23 protein-coding genes and 1 pseudogene are annotated in these 26,709 nt (G+C 71.4%); 15 read left to right on the forward strand and 9 right to left on the reverse strand.

The genetic code is table 11. The features are described from left to right. Positions 1 to 264 precede the first annotated feature (264 nt). The 5 genes from FBY22_RS14200 to FBY22_RS14220 all read left to right on the forward strand — a co-directional run bounded on the left by FBY22_RS14200 (position 265) and on the right by FBY22_RS14220 (position 7,062). Entirely contained in the window at positions 265 to 1,596 is a 1,332-nt protein-coding gene (locus FBY22_RS14200) for an extracellular solute-binding protein (RefSeq protein ID WP_142145638.1), read from the forward strand. Between the two features lie 114 nt (positions 1,597 to 1,710). Continuing rightward, positions 1,711 to 2,622, forward strand: coding sequence for a carbohydrate ABC transporter permease (locus tag FBY22_RS14205; RefSeq protein ID WP_142145639.1), 912 nt, complete (start codon positions 1,711 to 1,713; stop codon positions 2,620 to 2,622). Continuing rightward, entirely contained in the window at positions 2,619 to 3,521 is a 903-nt protein-coding gene (locus FBY22_RS14210; protein ID WP_142145641.1) for a carbohydrate ABC transporter permease, read from the forward strand. Before FBY22_RS14205 ends, FBY22_RS14210 begins: the two co-directional genes overlap by 4 nt. A gap of 2 nt (positions 3,522 to 3,523) precedes the next feature. Beyond that, positions 3,524 to 5,224 (forward strand): hypothetical protein, encoded by a 1,701-nt coding sequence (locus FBY22_RS14215; RefSeq protein WP_142145643.1) that lies wholly within the window; start codon positions 3,524 to 3,526, stop codon positions 5,222 to 5,224. Positions 5,225 to 5,229: 5 nt separating this feature from the next. Beyond that, positions 5,230 to 7,062 carry a hypothetical protein gene (locus tag FBY22_RS14220; protein WP_142145645.1) on the forward strand — a complete coding sequence of 611 codons (1,833 nt, stop codon included), beginning with the start codon at positions 5,230 to 5,232 and terminating at the stop codon, positions 7,060 to 7,062. On the opposite strand, the gene FBY22_RS14225 is transcribed toward FBY22_RS14220, so the two are convergent. Beyond that, positions 7,052 to 7,732 (reverse strand): nucleoside/nucleotide kinase family protein, encoded by a 681-nt coding sequence (locus tag FBY22_RS14225; protein ID WP_142145647.1) that lies wholly within the window; start codon positions 7,730 to 7,732, stop codon positions 7,052 to 7,054. The genes FBY22_RS14220 and FBY22_RS14225 overlap by 11 nt on opposite strands. A 117-nt stretch (positions 7,733 to 7,849) precedes the next feature. Here FBY22_RS14225 and FBY22_RS14230 point away from each other — a divergent pair, with 117 nt between their 5' ends. The 3 genes from FBY22_RS14230 (at position 7,850) to prcB (ending at position 12,200) form a co-directional block, all read left to right on the forward strand. Then, the gene (locus FBY22_RS14230) at positions 7,850 to 8,590 is read left to right on the forward strand and encodes an HAD family phosphatase (RefSeq protein ID WP_142145649.1); all 741 of its coding nucleotides are present in this window, start codon (positions 7,850 to 7,852) and stop codon (positions 8,588 to 8,590) included. Continuing rightward, positions 8,587 to 10,929 (forward strand): glycoside hydrolase family 65 protein, encoded by a 2,343-nt coding sequence (locus FBY22_RS14235; RefSeq protein ID WP_142145651.1) that lies wholly within the window; start codon positions 8,587 to 8,589, stop codon positions 10,927 to 10,929. The genes FBY22_RS14230 and FBY22_RS14235 overlap by 4 nt, the downstream gene beginning before the upstream one ends. Positions 10,930 to 11,345: 416 nt before the next feature. Further along, the gene (gene prcB, locus FBY22_RS14245; protein WP_142145653.1) at positions 11,346 to 12,200 is read left to right on the forward strand and encodes a proteasome subunit beta; all 855 of its coding nucleotides are present in this window, start codon (positions 11,346 to 11,348) and stop codon (positions 12,198 to 12,200) included. 37 nt (positions 12,201 to 12,237) lie between these two features. Here the strand turns inward: prcB and FBY22_RS14250 are convergent, their stop codons facing one another. After that, the gene (locus tag FBY22_RS14250) at positions 12,238 to 13,197 is read right to left on the reverse strand and encodes a hypothetical protein (RefSeq protein ID WP_142145655.1); all 960 of its coding nucleotides are present in this window, start codon (positions 13,195 to 13,197) and stop codon (positions 12,238 to 12,240) included. A gap of 13 nt (positions 13,198 to 13,210) precedes the next feature. Further along, positions 13,211 to 14,683 (reverse strand): APC family permease, encoded by a 1,473-nt coding sequence (locus tag FBY22_RS14255; RefSeq protein ID WP_142145657.1) that lies wholly within the window; start codon positions 14,681 to 14,683, stop codon positions 13,211 to 13,213. Between the two features lie 334 nt (positions 14,684 to 15,017). Here FBY22_RS14255 and FBY22_RS14260 point away from each other — a divergent pair, with 334 nt between their 5' ends. Then, entirely contained in the window at positions 15,018 to 15,509 is a 492-nt protein-coding gene (locus FBY22_RS14260) for a DUF5709 domain-containing protein (protein WP_142145659.1), read from the forward strand. Between the two features lie 8 nt (positions 15,510 to 15,517). On the opposite strand, the gene sthA is transcribed toward FBY22_RS14260, so the two are convergent. Beyond that, on the reverse strand, positions 15,518 to 16,921 hold the full coding sequence (sthA, locus tag FBY22_RS14265; protein ID WP_142145661.1) for a Si-specific NAD(P)(+) transhydrogenase: 1,404 nt from the start codon (positions 16,919 to 16,921) through the stop codon (positions 15,518 to 15,520). A 153-nt stretch (positions 16,922 to 17,074) separates the two neighbouring features. Between sthA and FBY22_RS14270 the strand changes: the two genes are divergently transcribed. After that, entirely contained in the window at positions 17,075 to 18,199 is a 1,125-nt protein-coding gene (locus tag FBY22_RS14270) for a sulfite oxidase (RefSeq protein ID WP_142145663.1), read from the forward strand. Here FBY22_RS14270 and FBY22_RS14275 read toward each other — a convergent pair. Then, positions 18,196 to 18,402 (reverse strand): hypothetical protein, encoded by a 207-nt coding sequence (locus tag FBY22_RS14275; RefSeq protein WP_142145665.1) that lies wholly within the window; start codon positions 18,400 to 18,402, stop codon positions 18,196 to 18,198. The genes FBY22_RS14270 and FBY22_RS14275 overlap by 4 nt on opposite strands. 176 nt (positions 18,403 to 18,578) lie before the next feature. Here FBY22_RS14275 and FBY22_RS14280 point away from each other — a divergent pair, with 176 nt between their 5' ends. Next, on the forward strand, positions 18,579 to 20,843 hold the full coding sequence (locus FBY22_RS14280) for an MMPL family transporter (protein ID WP_142145667.1): 2,265 nt from the start codon (positions 18,579 to 18,581) through the stop codon (positions 20,841 to 20,843). On the opposite strand, the gene FBY22_RS14285 is transcribed toward FBY22_RS14280, so the two are convergent. Both FBY22_RS14285 and FBY22_RS14290 read right to left on the reverse strand, forming a co-directional pair. Then, positions 20,815 to 21,915 carry a PP2C family protein-serine/threonine phosphatase gene (locus FBY22_RS14285; RefSeq protein WP_399211092.1) on the reverse strand — a complete coding sequence of 367 codons (1,101 nt, stop codon included), beginning with the start codon at positions 21,913 to 21,915 and terminating at the stop codon, positions 20,815 to 20,817. The genes FBY22_RS14280 and FBY22_RS14285 overlap by 29 nt on opposite strands. Positions 21,916 to 21,996: 81 nt before the next feature. Further along, a complete protein-coding gene (locus FBY22_RS14290) occupies positions 21,997 to 22,890 on the reverse strand; it encodes a Gfo/Idh/MocA family protein (RefSeq protein WP_142145671.1) in 894 nt (297 codons plus the stop codon). A gap of 218 nt (positions 22,891 to 23,108) precedes the next feature. Between FBY22_RS14290 and FBY22_RS14295 the strand changes: the two genes are divergently transcribed. Then, positions 23,109 to 23,966 (forward strand): aldo/keto reductase, encoded by an 858-nt coding sequence (locus tag FBY22_RS14295; protein ID WP_142145673.1) that lies wholly within the window; start codon positions 23,109 to 23,111, stop codon positions 23,964 to 23,966. Positions 23,967 to 24,069: 103 nt separating this feature from the next. After that, positions 24,070 to 24,243, forward strand: a pseudogene (locus FBY22_RS14300) (ABC transporter ATP-binding protein); the annotation flags it as partial. Between the two features lie 21 nt (positions 24,244 to 24,264). Here the strand turns inward: FBY22_RS14300 and FBY22_RS14305 are convergent. Further along, positions 24,265 to 24,603, reverse strand: coding sequence for a hypothetical protein (locus FBY22_RS14305; protein WP_142145675.1), 339 nt, complete (start codon positions 24,601 to 24,603; stop codon positions 24,265 to 24,267). Positions 24,604 to 24,772: 169 nt separating this feature from the next. Between FBY22_RS14305 and FBY22_RS14310 the strand changes: the two genes are divergently transcribed. Continuing rightward, a complete protein-coding gene (locus FBY22_RS14310) occupies positions 24,773 to 25,024 on the forward strand; it encodes a DUF5133 domain-containing protein (RefSeq protein ID WP_142145677.1) in 252 nt (83 codons plus the stop codon). Positions 25,025 to 25,039: 15 nt separating this feature from the next. On the opposite strand, the gene FBY22_RS14315 is transcribed toward FBY22_RS14310, so the two are convergent. After that, positions 25,040 to 26,008, reverse strand: a complete 969-nt coding sequence (locus FBY22_RS14315) for a GlxA family transcriptional regulator (RefSeq protein ID WP_142145679.1) — start codon at positions 26,006 to 26,008, stop codon at positions 25,040 to 25,042. A gap of 178 nt (positions 26,009 to 26,186) precedes the next feature. Between FBY22_RS14315 and FBY22_RS14320 the strand changes: the two genes are divergently transcribed. Beyond that, complete coding sequence (locus tag FBY22_RS14320; protein WP_142145681.1) at positions 26,187 to 26,636, forward strand: DUF2269 family protein; 450 nt, start codon at positions 26,187 to 26,189, stop codon at positions 26,634 to 26,636. The last annotated feature ends 73 nt before the right edge of the window (positions 26,637 to 26,709 follow it).

The raw sequence follows: 26,709 nt of genomic DNA on the forward strand, positions 1-26,709 counted from the left end.
CTCGGTCTGCCAATGTCCGGACAAGCGCTTTCTAAGTCGGCCGGGACGCCGGCTTGGGTTGGCGTCCCGGCCGTACGCGAAGTACGGCAGCCGCACGAGGGCGTGCTTGTGCGACGACGGCCCTCGGGGCCGGGGATCCCACCCGTCGAGGCGAAGCGGCCGGGCGAGGCCGCACCCCCGGAAAGCGAAATTTCCTGCAAAATGCACCCGTGCCGCCTCGATCGGCGCCGTGCTCCGTCTCCTACGACGAAAAAGGGATCGAAGATGACCATTGTGGGTGTGCGGCGCTCCCGCCGACTCGGCCGCGGCGGTATACGCCGTGTGGTTCCCCTCGCTGCCGTGGCCACGGCAGGTGCCCTGCTGCTCTCCGCCTGCGGGGGTTCGGGGTCCGGCTCGGGCGGTACGTCCAAGTCGCTGACGTTCTGGATCTCCACGGTTCCGGGGCAGGACGCGGGCTGGAAGAAGCTGGTCGCGCAGTACAAGAAGGAAGCCGGCGTCAAGGTCAAGCTCGTCAACATCCCCTACGACGGCTACACGACGAAGCTGCACAACGCCGCGCAGGCGAACTCCCTGCCCGACGTCGCGGCCGTCCCGGCGCTGGACCCGATCTGGTCGAACAAGCTGGTCGACCTCAGCTCCATCGCCAACAACAAGGCGAACAACATCAACGCCAACTTCCTGGCGAAGGACTCGTCCGGGAAGGTGCTGTCCATCCCCTCGGACGTCACCGCGTCCGGCCTGTTCATCAACAAGTCCCTGTTCGAGAAGGCCGGGGTTTCCTTCCCCACCTCGCCGCAGAAGACCTGGACCTGGACCGAGTTCATCAAGGCGGCCAACAAGGTCCGCGAGAAGACCGGCGCCAAGTACTCCCTGACGTTCGACCAGTCGCCCTCGCGCCTTCGCGCCATGGTGTACGAACTCGGCGGCAAGTACGTCCACGCCGACTCCTCCGGCAAGTTCTCGGTGGACGCCGCGACCAAGAAGGCCGTGAACACCTTCGTCGGCTGGAACGACGACAAGACCATGCCGAAGTCGGTGTGGACCAGCGGCGCCGACCCGTCCGCCATGTTCCAGAGCGGTGACGTCGTCGCCTACTGGTCCGGCGTGTGGCAGGTCGCCGCCTTCTCGGAGTCCATCAAGAAGTTCGACTGGGCGAGCGTCCCGACCCCCGCCGAGCCGGTGCAGGCCAGTGACGTCAACAGCGGCGGCATGATGGTCGGGTTCAACAACAACGGCGCCGCGGCCACCGCCGCGAAGAAGTTCATGTCCTGGCTGTACGAGCCGGCCCACTACACCGAGCTGTGCGCGGCATCCGGGTTCCTGCCCGTCGAGAGCGGTCTGACCCCGAAGTACCCCTTCAAGTCCGAGGCGGCGCAGGCGGCGTTCAAGCTCTACAACGAGGAGATCCCGCTCTACGCCCCGATCTCCGGCTACTTCAACAGCGCGCAGACGAACTGGGTGCTGAAGGGCAAGAGCCTCACCGAGGACCCGACCAAGACGGAACTCGGCAAGGCGATCAACGGCCAGCAGTCGGCCGACAAGGCCCTGGAGAACATCGTGGCCGGCTACAACCAGCAGGTCGGCGGCGCGTCGTAGGCCGACGGGCCGGGCGGCGGGGCCGAGACCCCGCCGCCCGGCCCCGGCCCATGCGATGCCGGGCTCACGGCCCGAGCCCACAGCAATCCATTCCACCAGCACGGAGTCAGGAAGATGACAAAACGCGCCTCGGCCGTGTCCGCGAGCCCGCCCAGGAGACGCAGTAAGTACGTTCTCGCGCCGCTCGTCCTCATCGCGGCCAACGTCGTGCTCTTCGCGCTGTTCTTCGTCTGGCCGGCGGTGATCGGGCTCGTCTACTCCTTCACGAACTACACGGGTGTGGGGGCGTTCCAGTTCGTCGGACTGGACAACTACCACAACCTGTTCGGGGACTCCACGTTCTACGACGCGCTGACGCGGACGCTGCTGTACGCCGTGCTCTTCGTGCCGCTGAACTTCGCGCTCGCGCTGGCCGCCGCCAACCTGGTGGTGAGCAAGCACGCCAAGGGCACGTCGGTCGCCCGCGTCATCTTCTTCATCCCGTGGCTGCTGTCGCCCATCGTCGTGGGTGTCCTGTGGCGGTGGCTGTTCGGTGAGAACTTCGGACTGGTCAACTACGTCATCGAGAAGCTCGGCGGAAGCGCCGTCCCGTGGCAGTCGAACGCGGACCTGTCCCTGCTCGTGGTCGTGATGGCCGCGTCCTGGGCCTGGACGGGCTTCTCGATGCTGCTGTTCATAGCGGCGATCAAGAACGTGCCCACCTCGTACTACGAGGCGGCCTCCCTCGACGGAGCGGGCCCCTGGCGGCAGTTCGTCAGCATCACCCTGCCGAGCATCGCGCCCACCTCGTTCATCGTCATCCTGCTCAACACGATCAACGCGATGAAGGAATACCCGGTGTTCGTCGCCCTCAACAACGGCGGACCCGGAACGTCGAACAACCTGCTCGTCCAGTACATCTACGAGACCGGCTTCAAACGGGGGCAGATCGGCTACGCGAGCGCCGCGTCGTTCGTGCTCATGCTCATTCTGATGGCCGTCGCGATCATCCAGCTGATCGTCAACCGGCGGGTGGAGAACCGATGACAACCACAGACATTCCTCGCCCTGTCGACGCCGGTCCCGGACGGGCCGTCGCCAAGAAGCGACCCCGCAAGACGAGCAGCGGCGGGCTGCGGCGGGCGGTGTCCGCGACGACCCTGCTGTGGATCCTGGCCTGCCTGTACGGGCTGCCGGTGCTGTGGTTCGTCCTCAGCTCCTTCAAGCCGGCCAGCGACCTGTTCTCCTATCCGCTGACGCTGGTACCGCACAACCCCACCCTGTCCGGCTTCAAGGCGGCGTGGGACAGCGCCAACTTCTCCCAGTACTTCATCAACACGGCCATCGTGTGCGTGATCACAACGATCCTCACGGTGGGCGTCAGCTGCTGCACCGGCTACGCGCTGGCCAAGTACGACAACATGTGGCTCAAGGCCTTCTTCCTCTGCATCCTGGCCACCACGATGCTGCCGGGCGAGGTCATGCTCGCCCCGGAGTTCCTGGTCGTGCGCAACCTCGGCCTCTACAACTCCTTCGCGGGCATCATCCTGCCGGCCGTGCTCACGGCGACCGGATGCTTCATGTTCCGCCAGTTCTTCCTCACGGTTCCCGACGAACTCGTGGAGGCCGCGCGCATCGACGGCGCCCGCGAACTGGCGATCTTCCTGCGGATCATGGTGCCGCTGTCCCGGCCCATCATGCTGACGCTCGCCATCCTGTCCTTCCAGTGGCGGTGGAACGACTACATCTGGCCGCTGCTGATGCTCAACGACCCCAACAAGTTCACCGTGCAGATCGGCATCCAGAGCATCGTCGGCGCGCAGAACATCAACTGGTCGGTCCTGCTCGGCGCGTCGGTCATCTCCATGATCCCGCTGATCGCCATCTTCCTTGTCTTCCAGCGCTATGTGATGGGCGCCGACATCAACGCCGGACTGAAGGACTGACCTTGCCCGCTCCGATCGACCGCGAGTTCGTCCGCGCGGCAGCGCTCGCCGCCGACGGGTCGGCCGATCCGTCGGCGGAATTCATCGAGCCGCACCGCGCCCTGGCCCGGCGGGTGAAGACCCTGGTCGCGGCGTACCGCTCGCCGGAGTCGGCCCTGCACGGCAGCGAGCGGGCCGTCGCCGCCGCGCTGACCCACCTCCGTGCCCTGCGGTCCGCGCAGACCGGGTCCGGCCTCTTCGCGGGCGGCGACAACGTGCAGTCGCCGCCGGACTCCGCGTTCACCGTCAACGACGTGTGCGACGCGCACGTCCTCGCCGCGGCCGCGGGGCCCGAATTGGCCGACGTCACGGCAGCGCTGGCCGAGATCGCCGGCGCCGCCACCGAAAGCCTCCTGGCCGGTGGCGTGCACACCCCCAACCACCGCTGGGAGCTGTCCGCGGCGCTGGCCCGGCTGCACCGATCGTTCCCCGACGACCGGCTGCTCGTCCGCGCCGAGGAGTGGCTCGCCGAGGGCGTCGACATCGACGCCGACGGCATGTACTCGGAACGCAGCGCCGTCTACGCGTCCATCGTGACCAACCCGGCGCTGCTGTTGCTGGCCGAGGTGCTCGGGCGTACCGACCTGGTGGACGCCGTCGAACGCAACCTCACCGCGACCCTGGACCTGATCAGGCCGGACGGCACGGTGGAGACCGTCCACTCGCGCCGCCAGGACCAGAGGCAGTCGTTCGCGCTGTGGCCCTACCTGCCGCACTACCGGCTGCTCGCGATCCGCACCGGCCGGGGCGACTTCGCCCGCGCTGCCCGCCTGGCGGCCGCCGACGGCATCCACGACCCCGACCTGCTCGCCCAGACCCTCCTCACCCCGGACCTGTGCCGCGCCCTGCCGGCCCCGGACGCGGAGCAGCTCCCGCGCGACCGGTACCTCCCCACCGCACGCCTCGCCGCACGCGCCTCGGCCACCGCGCACACGGTGGTGTACGGCGGCTCCGACGTGCCCGAGCACCGGCGCATCCGCTCGGGCCTCGCCTGCAACCCCACCTTCCTGCGCCTGTTCGCCGGTGCCGCCGTCCTCGACGCGGTCCGCCTCTCAAGGGGGTTCTTCGACCTGGGCCCGTTCCGCGCCGCCGACATGCAACGGCTCGCCGACGGCCGCTACCTGCTCACCGAAACCCTCTCGGCCGCCTACTACCAGCCGCTCCCGCCCGACCACCGGCGGGACGACGGCGCCTACCGGATGGCGGACGAGGGACGCTTCTCAGCCGCGATGGCCTTCCCGGACCGGCCCCGGGACGAGGTCTCCCACACGACCCGTGTGCAGGTGGACCTGCGGGAGGACGGGGCCGACCTGCGGATCGACATCAGCGGCCCGCCGGTGCCCTGGGCCCTCGAACTGACCTTCCGGCCGGGCGGCGAGCCGCAGGGCGCCGTACCGCTCGGTGACGGTAGCTGGTGCCTGACGACCGAGCCGTTGACCTACCGCGTCGGCGACGACGAGATCCGGGTCGAGGCCGCCGTCGAGACGGGTGAACCGCTCGCCGGACCGGACCGGAGCGACGTACTGCGCTACGACCCGGGGCAGGACCACACCGTGGTGGGCGGTACCGACGCGACGACCGGGAACCGCGTCTACATCGGTGGACATGGCTCGCACACACTGACCGTCGCACTGCGCGCGACCACCTCAGGCATGAAGGACTGATCCCCGTGCACCTCACGCACCAGCGCGGACCGCTGCACGACCTGCCCGACAACCCGGAGGCGTACGACGCCGTCCTCGCCGACGTCGTCGAGCAGGCGCTGGCCCGGCTCACCCCGGAGGGCAACCTCGAACACCCCGACTGCGTCGACGACATCGGAGACACCTCGCTCGGCATCACCTCCCTGCTCGCGTTCGCCTGGCAGCGCGGCAAGGACCCGCGGCTGCCGGAGGCGGTGCGCCGCAGCCTCGCCTTCCACCTGCGCGAGCGGGTGTACGTCGAGGACAACCCCGGCTACCCGAACCTGAGGGTCCGCAACTCCGGTCTGCCGTACGCCCGTTACGTCCTCGAAGCCGGCGCCCATCCCATCGGCGACTGGCCGAGCACGGCGTGGGCGCTGCTCCAGGCAGTCAACGTCCTGGACGCCGCCGAGGGCCTGGTCGAGGACGAACAGCGGGCCGGACTGCTGGAGTTGGCCCGGGGCTACTGGCGCTGGCTGACCGAGGCGACCTTCTTCAACCCGCAGGAGGCCGGCAACCAGGCCATCGGCTGCGTGGTCGGCGGTCTGATGCTGGCCCGCCATCTGCCCGACGCCGAGGGCGAGTCGGTGCGCGCCCGGGCGCTTCAGCTGTACACCGACGAGATCCGCGCCCACCGCGTCCGCGACCGGGGCGCCCTGCTGCCCCCGGAGCACGGCGGCGCCTACGACAACAACTACGGCCCGATCTCCCTGTCCTTCCTCGCCCAGGCCCACCGGGTCAGCGGCGAGGAGATGTTCGCCGAGGACGGCGACGCGCTCGCCCGCTACATCGACGCCCGGCTGACCAATGGCGGCTTCGACAACGGCGGCCCGCGCTACAGCGAGCAGCACTCCGCCTTCGAATCCGTCCTGGGCCTCAGGTACTTCGGCGCCCGCATCGGCTCCGACCTGGGCCGCTACCGCGGTGACAGCCGCTGGGCCCGGTACGCGTGCAAGCCGGACGGTGGGGTCGACGGTCACTTCGCCTGGATGCTGGTCTGGCAGATCCAGGACAGCACGCGCTGGCACCGCGAGCCGAGCCCCACGCCGGCCCGGCACCAACTGCGCGCGGGCACGGTCTCGGTGGCCTTCGACGACCGCATGACGCCGGCCGTAGTAGAGGCCGCCGGTAACTACTGGCTGGCCGCCGCCGTCGGCCGTCAGCACGGCTTCGGTCCCGTCACCGACGGCTTCCTGCTGTGCCGCCCCATGGGCGCGGTCCGCGTCCGCGACCTCAGGGCGGACGGCCTGACGGCCAAGCTGGTCACCAAGCCGGTCGTCGGCCGCGACCATGTCCTGCGGCACGTGCGGTCCCTGTACGTCACCGACGGCGAGACCCTGTGGACCACGGTGGCCGTCGAACGCCTCCACGGGACGCCGTACCTGCTGGCCGGCCTGCCGTACGCCGAGGACGACGGCGACCGGGTACGGCGCGTCGCCGCGGGGCCGGTCGCCTCGGCGGGCGCCCTGCGCCTGACCCACCCGCGGGCCACGGGCGCCGAGCACTTCGACGCCCGCGCCGAACTCCTCCAGCAACAGGCCGCGTTCGCGCTCGCGGCCGACCCGCGCGGCTACGGCAACCCGGACGAGGGCTGGCGGCACCTGGTGAGCTCGACCGCCCTGGAGGCCGGCCCGGTCCCTGGCACCCCGGACGACCTGCACGTCTTCGCCGTCCGCTACGGCTCCGAGACGCCGATCACGGTCTCGGTGGAGCGGAGCGGCGAGGAACTCACGCTCACCACGGGGCAGTTCACGGCCGTGATCGGACCGGACGACGAGAAGGGGGAGCCCCGGTTGGCGCTGCGCGCGGTCAGTCGGTGACCTTCAGCGGCGAGGGGAGTCCCAGCACGCCCGCCGGTACCACCAGGTCGGCCCGGTCCCGGGTCGCGGCGACCAGCTCGGCGTTGGGCTGGTCGCTGCGCTTCACCCAGGCGACCGCCTCCTGGTGCCCCTTGCCGAACTCCTCGTGCCGGGTGATCAGCCGCCGCAGGCGCTCCTGCTCGTCGAGCTCGCAGAACCACACCTCGTCCAGCTGCCGCCGCACCCGCGGCCACGCGCCGTCGTCCAGCAGCAGGTAGTTCCCCTCCGTCACCACCAGCCGGGCCGTCGGCGGCACCGGTACGGCCCCCGCGACCGGCTGCTCCAGCACCCGCTCGAAGCCCGGCGCGTACACCACGTCGCCGGCCGCCTCCGGGTCCGTCTCGCGCAGCCGCCGCAGCAGCGCTGCGTACCCGGCCGCGTCGAAGGTGGCGGGCGCGCCCTTGCGGTCTCGCAGGCCCCGCCGGTCCAGCTCGACGTCGGCGAGGTGGAAGCCGTCCATCGGGACGTGCGCCACCCACGGCTCGCCCGACCCGTTCAGCTCCCGCACCAGCCTCTCGGCGAGCGTCGTCTTCCCGGCGCCGGGACTGCCCGTGATACCGAGGATCGCGCGCCGGTCGCCCCTGCTCAGGGCGCGGGCACGGGTGAGGAGGTCGTCGAAGGTCAGCGGCACAACCCGAGTGTGCCATCCGGGCCACGGCGGCGATCTCCGGGGCGGCCGACAAGATTTTGCCGCCCGTGTGGTGTGAGCCACCCACTGGAGCGCTGCTTATGGGGAACGGTGTCCTGTATGACGCTGCTCGGACTCCCCGAAGACATCCAGGCCTGCCTCTTCGACCTCGACGGTGTGGTGACCAGGACCGCCGTGGTGCACGCGGCCGCCTGGAAGGAAACGTTCGACGCGTTCCTGCGCGAACGCGAGGGCGAGGACTTCCGGCCGTTCGACTGCGCCGCCGACTACGACGAGTACGTCGACGGCCGCCCGCGCGCCGACGGCGTGCGCACCTTCCTCGCCTCCCGCGGCATCGAACTGCCCGAGGGAACCCCCGACGACCCACCGGACGCCCAGACGGTCAACGGCGTCGGCAACCGCAAGAACGTCCTGCTCCTGGAGCGCATCCGCACCCAGGGCGTGGAGCCCTACGAGGGCACGCTGCGCTACATCGAGGCCGCGCGCAAGCTGGGCCTGCGCACCGCGATCGTCTCCTCCAGCGCCAACACCCTCGACGTCCTGCGCTCCATCGACGCCGAGCGCCTCTTCGACGTACGCATCGACGGCGTCGTGGCGGCCGAGCGCGGGCTGCCGGGCAAGCCGCGGCCCGACACCTTCCTCGCCGCCGCCCGCGACCTGGGCGTCGCCCCGAAGCGGGCCGCCGTCTTCGAGGACGCGCTGGCCGGCATGGACGCGGGCCGCTCGGGCCACTTCGGGTACGTCGTCGGCGTCGACCGCGTCGGCCAGACCGAAGCGCTGTACAAGCACGGCGCGGACGTCGTCGTCAAGGACCTCGCGGAGCTGGGAGGGCAGGAGTGATCAGCGACCGGTCGTACACCGTGGAACCGTGGTGCGTGCGCGAGACGGCCCTGAACCTGGACGTCCTGGCCCAGAGCGAGTCGGTCTTCGCCCTGTCCAACGGCCACGTCGGCTGGCGCGGCAACCTCGACGAGGGCGAACCCCACGGACTGCCCGGCTCCTACCTCGGCGGCGTCCACGAACTGCACCCGCTGCCCTACGCGGAGGCCGGCTACGGCTACCCGGAGTCCGGCCAGACGGTCATCAACGTCACCAACGGCAAGGTCCTGCGACTCCTCGTCGACGACGAGCCCTTCGACCTGCGCTACGGCCGCCTCGTCTCCCACGAGCGCACCCTCGACCTGCGCCGGGGAGTGCTGGAGCGGGTCTGCGAATGGGTCTCCCCGGCGGGCACGGCGATACGGGTGCGCTCGACCCGGCTCGTCTCCCTCAGCCAGCGCGCGATCGCCGCCGTCTCCTACGAGGTGGAGCCCGTCGAGGCACGTACCCGCGTCGTCATCCAGTCGGAGCTCGTCGCCAACGAGACACTGCCCGAGACCAAGGGCGACCCGCGCGCCGCCAAGGCGCTGCAGTCGCCGCTGGAACCGGAGGAGGACTTCGCCGCGGGCCGCCGGCTGCGGCTGGTGCACCGCACCCGGCGCAGCGGACTGCGGGTGGCCGTGGCCGCCGACCACGTCGTCGACGGCCCCGAGGGCACCAGCACGAGCAGCGAGAGCAACGAGGACGTCGCCCGGCTGACCGTCACCTCGGTGCTGGAACCCGGCGAGCGGCTGCGGGTGGAGAAGCTGGTCGCCCACGGCTGGTCCGGAACCCGCTCCAAACCGGCGATGAGCGACCAGGTCGAGGCGGCCCTGGCCGCCGCGAGCGTCGGCGGTTTCGCCGGACTGGCCGAGGAGCAGCGCGAGACCCTCGACGACTTCTGGGGGCGCGCCGACGTCGAGGTGGGCGGCGACGAGGAGATCCAGCAGGCCGTCCGCTTCGCCCTCTTCCACGTGCTGCAGGCCGGCGCCCGCGCCGAACAGCGCGCGATCCCCGCCAAGGGCCTGACCGGGTCCGGCTACGACGGCCACGCCTTCTGGGACACCGAGGCCTTCGTGCTGCCGCTGCTGACCTACACCGCGCCCGGGTCCGTCGCCGAGGCGCTCCGCTGGCGGCACAGCACCCTGAACGCCGCACGCGAGCGCAGCGCCCAACTCGGCCTGCGCGGCGCCGCGTTCCCCTGGCGCACCATCGAGGGCTCGGAGTGCTCGGCGTACTGGCCGGCCGGCACGGCGGCCTTCCACGTGAACGCGGCGGTCGCCGACGCCGTCGTCCGCTACACGGCCTCCACCGGGGACGAGCAGTTCGAACGGGAGGCGGGCGTCGAGCTGCTGGTGGAGACGGCCAGGCTGTGGCGCTCGCTCGGCCACCACGACCACCGCGGCGACTTCCACATCGACGGCGTCACCGGCCCCGACGAGTACAGCGCCATCGCCGACGACAACACGTACACCAACCTCATGGCCCGTCAGAACCTGCTGGCCGCCGCCGAGGCATGCGAGCGCCACCCGGACCGGGCCGCGCAACTCGGCGTCGACGACGAGGAGAGCGCGGCCTGGCGGGACGCGGCCGAGGCCATGTACGTCCCGTACAACCGCGAACTCGGCGTGCACGAACAGCACGAGGGCTTCACCCGCCACCAGCGCTGGGACTTCGCCGGCACCGGCCCCGACCAGTACCCGCTGATGCTGCACTTCCCGTACTTCGACCTCTACCGCAAGCAGGTCGTCAAGCAGGCCGACCTGGTGCTGGCGATGTACACCTGCGCGGGCTTCTTCGACGACGAGAACATCGCGCGCAACTTCGCCTACTACGAGCCGCTGACCGTGCGCGACTCCTCCCTGTCCGCCTGCGTCCAGGCCGTCGTCGCCGCCCGGGCGGGCCACCTGGAGCTCGCCTACGACTACACGGGCGAGGCCGCGCTGATGGACCTGGAGGACCTGGAGCACAACACGCGCGACGGCCTGCACATCGCGTCGCTGGCCGGAACGTGGACGGCCCTGGTCGCCGGTTTCGGCGGACTGCGCCGCGACGGCGACGTGCTGAGCTTCGCGCCGTGCCTGCCCGAACGGCTGAGCCGGCTGGCCTTCAACCTCCAGCTCCTCGGCCGCCGGCTGCGCGTGGAGATCGGCCCCGACAAGGCCACGTACACCCTGCTGTCCGGTCCGCCCCTGACCATCCGCCACCACGGGACGCAGGTGACGGTCCGCACCGAGGCACCCGTCCTGCGCACGGTTCCGCAGCCACCGGCACGCCCGGCCCCCGAGCAGCCGCCGCACCGCAGCCCGATCCGGCGCTGACGGCGCGGGACAGGGGCGTCAGGCACCTGGTCGTACTGCGCAGAGCGCGGCCAGGTGCGGCGGGTCGGTTCGTGCCCGTCCACCGTGGTTCGGGTGGTCCCGCATGACGTCCGAGCAGGTCCCGCCCGCGGCCCCCCGTCGCCACGCCTACTGGCAGACCGCCCTCACCGCCGCCGTGCCGGCGGCTACGCCGTCCACCGGCACTGGCCGGTGCTGCTCACCGGCGCCGTCCGGCCGGCCGTGGCCGACCAGGGCCGGCTGCTGGTGGGCGCCCTGGCCGGCGCGACCTGGTCGTGCGCGGCACTGGCCCAGCAGGGCGTGGTGCGGCGCTGCCCGCCGCGGGGCCGGGCCGGTGTTTCCCGGCGCCCAGCTTCAGGTAGGAGTCCGTTGTCGGTGCGACGAGGAGGGGGAGCGGCATGACGTCGAGCGACACCGGCGGGCGGCTGGGGGAGGAGTTCTTCACTCCCGGGACCGCGTCGTTCACCGAGTTCCTGGCCGCACACCGGCCCGAACTGCTGCCCACGCGCCGCCCGTTCCCCGACGGCGTCCGCGCCGGGGCCGACCGGTTCCCGCACGGCACCACCGTGCTGGCGCTCACCTACCGCGACGGCGTGCTGATCGCCGGCGACCGCCGGGCCACGATGGGCAACCTCATCGCCCAGCGGGACCTGGAGAAGGTGCATCCCGCGGACGACCACACGGCCGTGGCCTTCGCCGGCTCCGTCGGACTCGCCCTGGACATGGTCAAGCTGTACCAGGTGGAGCTGGCCCACTTCGAGAAGATCGAGGGCATCCCCATGACCCTCGCCGCCAAGGCCAACCGTCTCGCCGGCATCATCCGGCAGAACCTGGGCCAGGCGATGCAGGGTCTGGCCGTCGTCCCCCTCCTCGCCGGCTACGACCCCACCGCCCCCGAGGGCGGCAAGGGCCGCATCTTCGGCTACGACGTGGCCGGCGGCCTGTACGAGAAGCGGGGCTTCCACGCCGACGGCTCGGGATCGCCGTACGCGAGAGGCGCGCTGAAGAAGCTCTTCCGTACCGGCATGGACCGGCGCGAGGCCGCCCTGGCCGCCCTCCAGGCCCTGTACGACGCGGCCGACGACGACTCCGCGACCGGCGGCCCCGACATCGGCCGGCGGATCTTCCCCATCGTGTCGGTGATCACCGAGGACGGTTTCGAGCGGCTCCCCGAGCAGGAGACGGAGCAGCTCAGCCGGGAGATGGTGGAGCAGCGCCGCAGCCGCCCGGACGGCCCGAACGCCGCTCCCTGACAGAACCCCACGCGTCCGAACAGCCCGCCGCCGCACCTCAGCCGCGCAGCCTCAACTCCTTGCGCCACTTGACGAACTGCTGCTCCGCGTCCCCGGTGTACGACCACGGCGTACGCGTCGCCCGCCGGCCCAGCATGCGCATCAGCGGACCGGCGACCTCCCTGTCCCCGGCCAGACAGGCCGCGTGCGCAAGGTAGTTGAAGTCGCGCAGTTCGCCCGGGAGGATCTCGCTCGCCACCCGCCCCATGATCCAGCGCTGCCAGGTGCGGCGCAGGTCGCCCACCGCACCGTCGTGGGTCCAGTGCTGCCCGAGACCCACCGCGCTGCGGCCGCTGTGACCGGCGTCCAGGGCGAAGCGGTACTCCTCCACGTGCGCGTACTGCACCAGCACCGGCAGCGCGCAGCCCGGCGGCGACACTCCGGCGGCGTCGCGGGCGAAGTCGTACATCAGACCGTGACTGCCGTGCCAGCGGGCCGAGTAGTAGTGCAGGACCTGCAGGTGGCCCTCCACGCTGTACGGGTCACGCTGGTGCAACTCGTCCCACCAGCGGGCCAGTTCCTGCCGGCGCACCCCCTGCGGGTACAGCCGCGCCACGGAGATCAGCGAGATCCACGGCGTCGGATCGTCCAGATAGGCCTCCGCCGCCTGCAGGCACGCCGTCACCGCGGTGTCGATGCGGTGCTGGTCCATCGGCGCACCCCGGCCCGCGGCGATGGCCACGTTGAACGCCCGGGCCGTCTCGGTCGCCGCGCGCAGCACCAGCGCGTCCGCGCTGCGCGGTTCGGCGGCCACCCAGGTCTCCGCGGTTGAACTGCTCGCGCAGGCCTGTGCGAGCGTCCGGACGCGGTGACCGCGGGCGAGCCAGTCCGCGCCGGTCGTCCGCAGCAGGTCCCGCAGGCCCTGCCAGCGGCCGATGACGATGTCGTGCGAGGCGTCGGTGAGGGCGGCGTCGCCGCAGTCGGGGTCGAAGTCGGGAGCGAAACGGTCGCGCGCCATGGGGGAATCTCCCTCAGAAGTCGGTCGGGAGACCCTCGTAGGCATGCGTGTTCGCCACCGCCAGGTCCTCGGGCACGTACTCCGCCTCCACCGTGCGGCTGGCGTCCAGCCGGGCGGGCCGGTAGTAGTCGCTGCCCTGCCTCCAGTACCAGAGCATCGGCACGAGCCCGACGGCCAGACCGCCGATGCCGATCGCGATCGCCGCGGGGTCGAGCTCGCCCAGCGACTCGACGAAGATCCAGAACATGAACAGGGCACCGAACAGCGGCCACAGACCGCCGAGCAGGAAGTTCCCCACCGACTTCAGCAGCATCTTGCGGTACGCGACCACCACGGCCAGGCCCGCGAGGCCGTAGTACACGGCGATCTGCAGACCGATCGCCGAGATCGCGTCGCCGAGGATCTCACCCACGGAGCCCAGGGCGTTGGAGGCGATGAACATCGCCAGCGCCACCCCGCCGACCACGGCGATCGCCACCCACGGGGTGTTCCAGGTGCGGTGCACCCTGCCCAGGGCGGAGGGCATCGTGCGGTCGCGGCCCATGGCGAACAGCGAGCGCGTGACCTGGATGAGCGTGGTCTCCAGCGTGGCGATGGTCGACAGCATCACGGCCACGATCAGCAACTTGCCGCCCCAGCCCGGCCAGACCTCCTCGCCGAGCACGCCCAGCACGTTCGCGTCGTTGTCCTCGATCTGCTTCGAGGACAGGATCACGTTCACCGCGATGGTGAACACCTCGAACAACAGGAAGACGATGCCGACCCCGATCAGGCCCGCGAGTCCCGTCGTACGACGGCTGTTGCGGGTCTCCTCGCTCAGGTTGCTGGTGACGTCCCAGCCCCAGTAGTAGAAGGCGGCGACCAGCGCGCCCGACGCGAACCCCGCCACCCCGTCGAAGTGGGAGAAGCCCAGCCAGGACCAGTCGAAGGCGCGGGCGTTGCCGGTGTGGAAGAAGGCGAGGACCGCGAACAGCCCCAGAATGGCCAGCTCCACACCCGACATGACGAGCTGTGCGCGGACCGTGAGCCGTGCGCCGCCCAGCACCACGAGCAGCATGATCACGAACCAGACCGCGCCGACCACCGTGGACAGCGCCGTGTTGTCGGCCAGCCCGGAGTCGAACAGGGCCAGCGTCATCGAACCGGCCGGCAGCGAGCCCGCGACCATGAAGATGGTCGCCGAGATCACCAGCGCCCAGCCGCTGATGAAGCCCAGGAACGGGTGGAGCGTGCGGCCCACCCAGGAGTAGCTGGCGCCCGCGTTGACGTCGATACGGCTGAGGTAGCTGAAGGCGAGGGCGATGCCCAGCATGGGTATCGCGCAGTACAACAGCGCGGCCGGGCTGGCGAGCCCGACCGTGCCGACGAGGACCGCCGTGGTGGCGGCGATGGAGTACGCCGGGGCACTGCCCGCGACGGCCATCACCACGGTGTCGAAGGTACCGAGGGCATTGGCCTGCAGCCCTCTGCCCCTGTTCATGCTCATGGTTGCGCTGCTTTCCGTGTTGCGCGACGCGAGGCCGGCCCGGCCCCGACGACGTAAGGGAGGTGGGGGGTGGTGAACCAGCCTCTGACCGACGAGGGTTGACCTCGGGACAGGGGTTGGGGAAAGGCGTGGTGGATCGCGCCCGGCCAGTGCGTCGCCGGGTAGTCACAGCGTGTGTGCGAGTGATGATAGCCCCACACTTTGAGCTTTCAAGATTGACCAGTGGGTAATCTGATGAGCCGCACGGGGCCGGGGAGGTTGGACGGCGCACAACGGGAAACGCGGATCAGGACACCGTACGAAGCGATCCGCCGCAGTGCGCCAGGAGGTACTCATGGGCACCGACCCGATGGCCGACGACGCCTACCAGCCCACCGGAACCAACGAGGAGCAGGAGGACGCGGCGCCGCTCGACCTGCAGGACGCCCTCGACGAACGCGACTACGACACCACCCTCGACGAGGGCTACTCCCCGCCGGAGAAGCCGCTCGGCGTCAACCGGCACGGCACGACCGCGGCCGAACAGCATGAGGGCGAGACCCTCGACCAACGGCTCGCCGAAGAGGTCCCCGACGTCACGCCGCCGGCCGGCGACGAGATCGGCGACCTCCCCGGCGGCGAGGGGGAACCGCTCGACCCCGAGGCCGGCACGGACCGCGCGGGCCGCCTGGTCGCCCCCGACGAGGGCGCCCACCCCGATATCACCAAGGAGACGATCGCCTCCGACGTGGGCATCGACGGCGGAGCCGCCGGCGCCGAGGAGGCAGCCGTCCATGTCGTCGAGGAGGACGTCGTCGAGGACGACGCGGAGCTGCCCGGCGGCTGATCCGGCGCTCAGTCGCCGATGTGGTCGATCTGCCGCAGCCGGTTGGTGGCGTCGAGGGCGGCGACTTTGTAGGACTCCGCCAGCGTCGGATAGTTGAACACCGCGTCGACCAGGTAGTCGACGGTGCCGCCGCAGCCCATCACGGTCTGCCCGATGTGGATCAGCTCGGTGGCGCCGGTGCCGAAGCAGTGCACACCGAGCAGCGTGCGGTCCTCGGGGGAGACCAGCAGCTTCAGCATGCCGTGCGAGTCGCCGATGATCTGGCCGCGGGCCAGTTCGCGGTAGCGGGAGATGCCCACCTCGAACGGCACGCTGTCCTCGGTGAGCTGGTCCTCGGTCCGGCCCACGAAGCTGATCTCGGGGATGGTGTAGATGCCGATGGGCTGCAGGCCGTGCATCTGTCCGACCGGCTCCCCGCAGGCGTGGTAGGCCGCCGAGCGGCCCTGTTCCATCGATGTCGCCGCGAGCGCCGGGAAGCCGATGACGTCACCGACCGCGTAGATGTGCGGCACCTCGGTGCGGTAGTGCTCGTCGACCGTGATCCGGCCGCGCCGGTCCGCCGACAACCCGGCCTTGTCCAGGTCGAGTCCGTCGGTCAGGCCCTGCCGGCCGGCCGAGTACATCACGGCGTCGGCGGGGATCTTCTTGCCGCTCTCCAGGACGGTGAGCGTACCGCGCGCATGACGCTCCACCGCGGCCACGGTCTCACCGAACCGGAAGGTCACGGCGAGGTCCCGCAGGTGGTACTTGAGCGCCTCGATGATCTCGATGTCGCACATGTCGAGCATCCCGGCCCGCTTCTCCACCACCGTCACCTTGCTGCCGAGCGCGGCGAACATGGAGGCGTACTCCATGCCGATGACCCCGGCACCCACGATGACCATGGAGCGCGGGACGCGTTCGAGCTCGAGGACGTTGTCGGAGTCCATGATCGTACGGCCGTCGAACTCGACGCTGTCGGGCCGGGCCGGCCGGGTGCCGGTGGCGATGATGATGTTCTCGGCGCTGAGCAGCCGTTCGTTGCCGGTCACCTCGCGCAGCGCGACGGTGTGCGGGTCGACGAACCGTCCCGTGCCGGCGAAGAGGGCGACCTGGTTGCGGGAGAGCTGGCTGCGGATGACATCGACCTCGCGGCCCACCACGTGCTGGGTGCGGGCGGTCAGGTCGGCGACGGTGATGTCGTCCTTGAGCCGGTAGCTCTGCCCGTACAGATCCCGCTGGGTGAGGCCGGTCAGGTACAGCACGGCCTCGCGCAGGGTCTTCGAGGGGATGGTGCCGGTGTGGATGGAGACCCCACCGACCATGTCGGGGCGGTCGACGACGGCGACCCGGCGGCCGAGCTTGGCCGCGGCGATGGCGGCCTTCTGGCCGCCCGGGCCGGATCCGATGACGAGTATGTCGAAGTCGGGCACCCTCGGAAGTCTGTCAGCCCCAAGGCCCTCTTAGAAAGGGCGAACGGTCAACGGATGCCCACTGATCGATCCGAACCCCTTCCGACCGTCCGGCAGTTGTCCGCCGGCATCCGAGGAGGTGCCGATCCGCCCGACGAGCGCGAGAATGCGCCCATGGGCCATCGACTCGCCGACACAAGCAGCCCCGCCCGGCTGGCCGCCCCCGACGAGGGCATCGGCCATGACGAACTGGCGCTGGCCACCCGCAACCACGGTCTGCCGCTGGAAGCGCTCCGCTACGACGTCACCCCGCCCGGCCTGCACTACGTGCTCACGCACTACGACATGCCCTACGTCCCCGACGACACGGCCTGGCGGCTGACGGTCACGGGCCGCGTGCACCGGCCGCTGCACCTGGACCTCGCTGACCTGAAAGAGTTTCCGCAGGTCACCACCCGGGTGACCCTGGAGTGCGCGGGCAACGGCCGCGCACTGCTGACACCCCGCCCGGTCAGCCAGCCCTGGCTGGTCGAGGCGGTCGGCACCGCCGAGTGGACCGGCGTACCGCTGCGGCTGCTGCTCGCCGAGGCGGGGGTGGACGCGGACGCCGTGGACGTCGTCTTCACCGGCGCCGACCACGGCGTGGAGCGCGGCGTCGAGCAGGACTACCAGCGGTCCCTGCCGATCGACGTGGCCACGGGCACCGAACCGGAGGTGCTGGTCGCCCACGCGATGAACGGTGCCCCCCTGCCGCCGCAGCACGGCCACCCGCTCCGGCTGATCGTGCCCGGCTGGTACGGCATGGCGCATGTGAAGTGGCTCCGCGAAGTCACCGTCACCGACGCGCCGTTCACCGGTTTCCAGCAGTCCGTCGCCTACCGGCTGCGCCAGGAGTCCGGCGAGGAGGGCGAGCCGGTCACCCGGATCGTGCCGCGGGCGCTGCTCGTCCCGCCCGGGTTCCCCGACTTCATGTCCCGGGCCAGGGTGGTGCGGCCCGGCCCCGTGCAGCTCGAAGGGCGTGCCTGGTCGGGTCGGGCGCCGGTGACCCGCGTCGACGTCAGCACGGACGCGGGTACCACCTGGCAGGAAGCCGAGCTGGAACCGGACGAGGGCCGGCCGTGGGCCTGGCGCCGCTGGCACTTCGCGTGGACGGCGGCCGAGGGCGAGTACGAGCTCAGCGCCCGGGCCACCGACGCCGCAGGCCACACCCAGCCGCTCCAACAGCCCTGGAACCGCGGCGGTTTCGCCAACAACCTGGTGCAGCGGGTCCCGGTCCTGTGCCTTGCCGAGGCCCCCTAGGGCAGCAGCTTCTCCATGGCCGCGTCGCCCTCGGTCTCCAGCTTGCGCCTGGCCCATTCCAGGCTGCGCGGGGTGATGTCCTTGCCGGCCGCGAGGACGAGGTCCTCCGGTGACACCTCGGTGCCTGTGCGGGTGTGGAGCAGGGCGTCCGGGGTGACGCGGTCCTCGGACGACGCGGACGCGTCGGGCTGTGACATCGGCATGATCTCTGCTCCTCGTGTCCGGATCTCTTCTTCGGTCCCGGTGCTGTACCCGGTTCCGATATCACCATTCAACGCCCGGGCCCCGCGTGCATCCGGAGGAGACCCGAGATGCCGGAGTGACAGGACGGACGTCTAATGAGGAGACGAACGTCTGGCCGACGGGAGAGACCAAGTCCATGTCACCGACGCACATCACAACGGGGAAGACAGGGACCTCCCACGCAGGCGTACTGCGACGGCTGGGGGAGTGGTGCGCCCGGCACTTCCTGATCGTCATCGTGGCGTGGCTGGTCGCCCTCGTCGCCCTGCAGGTCCTCAACCGCACCATCGGCGGCGACTACTCCGACAACTTCTCCCTGCCGGGGGTCCAGTCCCAGCAGGGCCTCGACGTCCTGAAGAAGCACGATCCCGCGGCGGGCGGATACAGCAGCCAGATCGTGCTCCACGACGCCGACAAGTCCCTGGGGTCACTGAGCTCGCAAATGTCGAGCACCGTCGGTGACCTGCAGAAACTGCCGCACGTCCTGTCCGCCCAGAACCCGCTGTCCACGCCCGCGTCGAAAGTCGGCCCCCTCTCCTCGGACGGAAAGACCGCCTACATCACCGTCCGCTTCGACACCCAGCCCTCCACCCTCGGCGACGGCTATCTGAACGGCGTCGACAAGGCGGTCCAGCCACTGCGCTCGGCCGGAGCGCAGGTCGAGTACGGCGGACCGCTCGGCGAGCTGGCCCGGCCCGCACCCGACGACCGGGTGAGCGAGCTGATCGGCTTCGGCGTCGCGATCGTGGTGCTCCTCGTCGGCTTCGGCAGCGTGATCGCCGCCGGTCTGCCCCTGCTGACCGCCCTGGTCGGCGCGGTGGGCGGGCTCGCCTGCCTCGGCCTGCTCGCCGCGGCCTTCGAGTTCGCCACCGTCTCGCCGACCCTCGCCACGATGATCGGCCTCGGCGTGGGCATCGACTACGCCCTGTTCCTGATCACCCGGCACCGCCAGAACATCATGAACGGAGTCGACCCGGTCCACTCCGCCGGCCACGCCACGGCCACCAGCGGACGGGCCGTCCTCGTCTCCGGCTGCACCGTGATCATCGCGCTGGCCGGTCTGTACGCGTCCGGCGTGAGTTTCATCGGCAAACTCGGCCTGGCCGCCGCCGTGACGGTCGTCTCGGCCGTCACCGCCGCACTGACACTGGTCCCCGCCCTGCTCGGGCTGATCGGCAGACACATCGACCGCTACCACGTGCGCCGGCCCGTCGCCGAGACCGACGCCGAGCCCGGAGCCGCACCGCAGGGCGCCTGGCACCGCTACGCGCAGCGCGTGGAGCACCGGCCCTGGCAGTTCCTGGCGGCGGGCGTGGCGACCGTCGTCGTCCTCGCCATCCCGCTGCTGTCCATCCAGCTCGGGCACATCGGCGACGGCGCCGACCCCACGTCCTTCACCGACCGGCGCGCCTACGACCTGATGACCGACGCCTTCGGGCCCGGGTCCAACGGCCCGCTCACCGTCGTCATCGACCAGAGCACCGTCTCCTCCTCCAAGCGCTCGGACCTGTCCTCCCAGGCGCAGAAGACCCTCGACGGCGTCTCCGGAGCCTCCACGGTCACCCAGCTGACGCCCACCAAGGACGGGGACGTCCTGGTCGGCACGGTCTACTCCAAGGAGTCCCCGCAGAGCGCCGGCACCACGGACCTGGCGAACCGGCTGGTGCACGACACCCTCCCCGACGCCGTCTCCGGCACGTCCGCCAAGGGGTACGTCACCGGCACCACGGCGGCCCAGGTCGACTTCCGCGACATCGTCGCCAGCCGGCTGCCGCTGATCATCGGCGTCGTGGTCGGCCTTGCCTTCCTGATCATCCTCGCCGTCTTCCGCGGCCTGCTCGTCGCGGTGAAGGCCGCCGTCCTGAACGTCCTGTCCATCGGGGCCTCGTACGGCGTCGTGGTGGCCGTCTTCCAGTGGGGCTGGGGCGGCCCCGCGCTGGGCGTCAACGGCAAGGTGCCCATCGAGAGCTACGTGCCGATGATGATGTTCGCCATCATCTTCGGACTGAGCATGGACTACGAGATCTTCCTGCTCTCCCGCGTCCACGAGGCCTGGCTGCGCACCGGGGACGCCAAGGCCTCGGTCGCCCACGCGCTCGAGATCACCGCCCGGGTGATCACCTGCGCCGCCCTGATCATGGTGAGCGTCTTCGCGGCCTTCATCGTCAGCGACAACATCGTGGTCAAGATGCTCGGACTGGGCCTCGCCGTGAGCGTGCTGATCGACGCGACGGTGGTGCGCCTGCTGATGGTGCCGGCCGTGATGACCCTGCTGGGGCAGCGTGCCTGGTGGACGCCGCACTGGCTCGACCGGATCCTGCCGCACATCGACGCCGAGGGCGACCAGGAGCGGGCCGCGGCCCAGGAGGACGTCAGCGGCCGTCCGAGGACCCGGGCGTGAGGACGAGCATCGTGACGTCGTCCGCGACGTCGGGGCAGTAGCGGACGAGATCCGTCCACACCCGCTGGGCCAGCACCGCCGGGTCGCTATCGGCCAGGGCCGCGAGGCGGTCGGGCAGCGGGTAGAAGGTGCCCTCGCCGTCCCGCGCCTCGCTCACCCCGTCCGACGCCAGGAACAGACTGTTCCCGGTTTCCAGCCGCAAGGTGAGCCCGGCGGGCCGGCCGCCGTCGGGCAGGCCGAGCCCGAGCGGCGTCCACGCGGAGAGCTCGACCTCGGTGGCCTCCCGCCCGCGCAGCAGCAGGGGCGCCGGATGCCCGCAGGAGACCAGCCGCACCGAGCGCGCGTCCCGGGAGAACTCCAGCAGCACGGCGGTCGCGAACAGTTCGGCGTACCGCGACGACGCGGAGTCCGCCACCAGCCTGCGGTCGAGCCGGGCGGCGACCGACTCCAGGTCCGGCTGGTCCAGGACCGCCTCCCGGAAGGCCCCCAGCAGCGAGGCCACCGTGGAGACCGCCGACAGCCCGTGCCCCTGCACGTCGCCGAGCACGGCCCGCACACCGTAGGGCCCCTCGCGCACGTCGAAGAAGTCGCCGCCCACCAGGGTCCCGCGCTGCGCGGCCCGGTACAGCCCGGCGCAGCGCACCGCGCCGACGCGCTCCGGCAGCGGCGGCACGACCGCGCGCTGCGCCGCCTCGGCGACCGTGCGCTCCAGGTCCAGCTGGGCGTCGCGGCGACTGCGCACGTACGACACGAACACGCTCAGCCCGGCGACGAAGAGGATGGTCAGCAGGTCGGTGTTGCCGGGCTTGTCGAGCTGGAAGGCCGGCACGTTGAGCACGGCGACCACGGCGGCGCCGAGGACCGCGGTCGCCCAGGGACCGTACGACAGAACCGCCAGGGGCGGGATCGCGCCCAGCAGGAACCCGATGTCGAGCGGGTCGGGGCTGATCAGCGTCGCCGTGCACACGCCCGCGATCAGGACGACCGGCAGGGCCTTCACCCACCACGGCGGCGGCGCGCCCCGCAGCCAGCCCCGCCGGCCACGGTCCCGGCGCGCCGTCACTGCGGTCACCCTCTTCACACCACCACGCTCCTACGGCGGGGCGGTGAGCGCATGCCGGAGGCGCCGGGCAGGGGACGGGCCGATGCCTCGTCAGCCGGTGCGGCCGTCCAGCAGGGCCTCGGCCTCGGCCAGGATCTCGGTGACCCGCAGCCCGAACGCCGCGTCGCAGGCGTGCGGCCGGCCGGTGCCGACGGCCGTCAGCAGGGCGTCGGTGGCGTGGACCAGAGCGGTGACGGCGCCTTCGTCACCGGTGGGCAGCACGGCCACGCCCGACTCGCCGCGCAGTTCGACGGTGGCCCCCGCGGCCGCGGGCGGCGCCGACAGGCTGAGGGTGACGGTGCTGGACGCGCCGCCGGCGTGGTCGAGGACCAGGTGGACGGTGTCACCGGGGCCCGGTGCCGCGGCCGCCACCCGGCGCGCGTCCCCGAGGACGGGCAGCAGTACGGACAGCGCATGGGGACCCACGTCCCACAGCGCGCCCTTCTCCCGCCGCCACGGCGAGGCGGCGAACGGGCTGTCGCTGCCGCTGCCGTACAGCGATCCCAGCCACTGAGCCCGCGCGGTGAACCAGCCGCCCGTCTCCTCCTGCGCGGATATCCACGCCTCGGTCTCCGTGACGAAGCGGCTGGTGAAGAAGACGACCGAGGCGACCTGGGCCTCGCGTACGGCGTCGACGACGGCCCGCCCCTGCTCCACCGTCGTCGCCAGCGGCTTGTCCAGCAGCAGATGGCGGCCCGCCCGCGCCGCGCGCACAGCGAGTTCCGCCTGCACGGCCGGCGGCAGTGCCACGGCCACGGCGTCCACGTCGGCGAACAGCGCGTCGACGTCGTCGTAGGCACGGGTGCCGAACCGGTCGGCGAGTTCCTTCGCGGCCGACGGACGGCGCCCCCACACCCCGGCGAAGTCCACCGCGGCATGCTCGCTCAGGGCGGGCGCGTGTGCCATGGCCGCCCAGGGGCCGGTACCGAGCAGTCCGATGCGCATGCCGCCGCCTCTCCGCCGTGCCGCCCTCGTGGCGGCCGTCCGGCAGCGAGCGTCGCACACCGACCTGCGGGGCGCGCAAGCGTGTCGACGCATGCCGCCATTCAGCGCCCCGGCTGCTGAATCCGTTCTCTTTCCTCTATTGGACCTCCGACCCGGGGCGGTCCAGGCTGGAGGTGTTTCGGTACCGCCCTCACCCAGGTGAAAGAGGTCACGACCACATGCACACCCGCCGCATCGGGGACGTCGAGGTCAGCGCGATCGGGCTGGGCGGGATGCCCATGTCGATCGAGGGCAGGCCGGACGAGGCACGCTCCCTGGCCACCATCCACGCCGCCCTGGACGCCGGCGTGACCCTGATCGACACCGCGGACGCCTACCACCGGGACGCCCACGAGGTCGGCCACAACGAAACGCTGATCGCCAAGGCCCTCGCCTCCCACGACCGGGGCAAGGACGTCCTGGTCGCCACCAAGGGGGGGCATCTGCGGCCCGGCGACGGCAGTTGGACCCTCGACGGCAGCCCGCGGTACCTCAAGGAGGCCTGTGAGGGGTCCCTGCGCCGGCTGGGCGTGGAGGCCATCGGGCTCTACCAGTTCCACCGCCCCGACCCGAGGGTGCCGTACGCCGAGTCCGTCGGTGCGATCCGCGACCTGCTGGACGAGGGCAAGATCCGCATGGCGGGCATCTCCAACGCCGATCCGCAGCAGATCAGGCAGGCCCAGGAGATCCTCGGCGGCCGGCTGGTCTCCGTGCAGAACCAGTTCTCCCCGGCGTTCCGCTCCAGCGAGCCCGAACTGGAGCTGTGCGACGAGCTCGGCATCGCCTTCCTGCCCTGGAGCCCGCTCGGCGGCATCTCCCGAGCGGGTGAACTGGGCTCCGCCTACGCGCCGTTCGCCCGTGTCGCCGAGGCGCACGGGGTGAGCCCGCAGCGCGTGTGCCTGGCCTGGATGCTCGCCAAGTCCCCGGTCGTCGTACCCATTCCGGGCGCCAGCCGCCCGGAGACGATCCTCGACTCCCTCGCCGCCACCGACCTCGAACTCGGCTCCGAGGAACTCGCCCGGCTCGACGCCGTCTGACACCCGGTCACCACGGAGGACTCCCACCGATGGCGTCGTCGTCGGAAAGACCCCTCGACCACAGCTACCGCGACGAACACCCCGTCCGAACCCTCGGACACCCCGGCTGCTGCGCGGCCGGACCACGTTCGTGGTGGCGCACCGGCTGTCCACCGTGCGGGGCGCGGACCGGATCGTCGTGATGGGCGACGGCCGTATCCTGGAGACCGGGACGCACGAGGAACTCCTGAGCCGCGGCGGGGCGTACACGCACCTGCACGGCGGACAGGTCGCCTGACCCGCGGCGGCGCCGCCCGGCTCAGGCGGCGCTGCTGCGCGGCACCCGGTGCGGGCAGACCGCGTCGTGGGCGGTGCCCAGGCTCGTCCACCAGCGTTCGCAGCACGCCGCGTCCAGGTTCTCCCGGACGATATCGTCGGCGGCCGAACGCGCGGGCCGGTGCCGCCCGGCATCGGCCGTGCGCAGTTCCCCGATGAGTGTCTCCCGTACGACGGCGATCAGCGGGACCACCGCCGCGGCGGCGCAAAGGAACACGGCCCACAGCGGACCGCCGCCGCGGTACTCGAGGGCTGTTGTGCAGGTGAGCCCGCCGCTGGTGGCGAGGTACAGGGCGCAGAGGAGGCGGCCGGATCCGTTCATGATGGTCACCGTTCGTGCCGGGAAGGTTGCTCTCCGTACAACGATCCGCAGCGGCCGGGGAACCGGATCGGGGGCGATATTGCGTCAATTGTGATACGAGTGACTGCGGATGGGATTGAGTCCGCTCCGTTCGGGAACACGAGGCGAAAACCGAGAGAAGGGTGTTTTCGTGCTCGTTGCGGACCCGAAGGCCGTCAGAACGCTGCTCACCCGCTACGCGTCGCTGCGCATCGCGCAGGCCGAACGCAGCACACCGCGTACGACACGGGAGTTGGCGGACGTCAGCCGCAGGCTGTGCGCCATGACGGGAACCACCGACGTGCGGGAAGCGATCGAGCGGGCCGATGCCCTGCTCAGCGCGGCGCGGCGGATGAGGGGTGGGAGCGGCTGCGGCGAGGACTGCGTGTCGCACGCCGCCTGACGGAGCGCGGCCGCCTCAGGCGTGCCCGCCCGCTAGGGCCGCGCGTCTGTGGAACGCGGCGCGGTACGCCTGCGGGGTGGTGCCGACCACCCGGCGGAACCGCTCGCGGAACGCCGTCGGTGAGCCGAACCCCGCCTGCTGCGCGATCCGCTCGATCGGACGGTCGCTGTTCTCCAGCAGGTACTGGGCCCGCCGCACCCGGGCCCGCAGCAGCCACTGCAGCGGTGTCGTCCCCGTCTGCTCGCGGAAGCGCCGGCTGAAGGTGCGCTCGCCCATTCCGGAGCGCGCCGCCATCGCACCCAGGGTGATGTCGCCCGCCAGGTTGTCCTCGATCCACTCCAGGACCGGTTCGAGGGTCGAGCCGCGTGGCACCGGGGGCTGCTCGTGGACGATGAACTGGGCCTGTCCGCCCTCCCGTTCGAGGGGCATCACGCACATGCGGGCCGCGTCCGCGGCCACCGCCGAGCCGAGGTCCCGGCGGATCATGTGCAGGCACATGTCCAGGGCCGCCGCGGCGCCGGCCGAGGTGAGGATCTGGCCGTTGTCGACGTAGAGCACGTCCGGCTCGACCCGGACCTCGGGGTGGCGGCGCGCGAGGTCGGCGGCCGCCATCCAGTGCGTGGTGGCGCGCAGACCGTCCAGCAGCCCCGTCTCCGCCAGCACGAACGCGCCCGCGCACACCGACGCGATGCGTGTGCCCGCGGCGGCCGCCCGGCGCAGCGCCGCCAGTACGGGCTCCGGCGTCGGTCCGGCTCCAGGCGCCCGGCCCGGCACGACGATCGTGTCGGCGTCCGCCAGGGCGTCCAGTCCCCGGTCCACCCGCAGCACCAGACCGTCCCCCAGCACTTCCGGGGACTCGGCGCACACCCGCACCCGGTAGGGACGGCGGCCGTCCGGCAGCCGCGCCCAGTCGAACACCTGCATGGGCGCCGCCAGATCGAACGGCACCACCTGGTCGAGCGCGAGGATCGCAACGGAGTGCATGAAGGCCACCATAGGCGGGTTCACGCCTCGCTCATGACCTGGGCCCTTGCCCAGATGGGCTGACGAAGGCGTTGGCGGGAATCCGTTGGAACCTGTCGTTTCAGCCTCTGTGGCGGGGGCTCGAAGATCCTTAGCGTGAGCGCGGACCCGGCCACCGCACCTCTCCGAAAGGCCCCCGATGACCAAGCTGCTGCTCACCCTCCATGTCCTGGCCGCCATCGTGGCCGTGGGGCCGGTGGCCGTCGCCGCGAGCATGTTCCCGCCCGCGGCCCGTCGGGCCGACGGGGAGGCGGTGCACACGGTCCGGCTGCTGCACCGAATCTGCCGGGTCTACTCCGGCATCGGCATCGCCGTGCCCGCCCTCGGTGTCGCCACGGCGGCGGCGATGGGCGTCCTGGGCAGCGGATGGCTGATCGCGTCCATCACCCTCACCGCCGTGGCGGCCGGCCTGCTGATCGCCTTCGTGCTGCCCCGCCAGGACGAACTCCTCGCGGAACTGGACGCGGGGCGGCCCGTGGAGCGGCCGCTCACCGTGCGACTCGCCATGTTCACCGGGGTGTTCAACCTGCTGTGGGCCGCCGTGACCGTGCTGATGATCGTCCGCCCGGGTTCGACCACGGGGGCCTGACCGACGGCCCGCCCCGGTCGTGGCGGCGTCCGGGGCCCGGCACTCCGGGGAATTCGCACCGCGGTGTGCCGGG

Origin of the sequence: Streptomyces sp. SLBN-31 (assembly GCF_006715395.1) — a bacterium.
Taxonomy (GTDB): domain Bacteria; phylum Actinomycetota; class Actinomycetes; order Streptomycetales; family Streptomycetaceae; genus Streptomyces.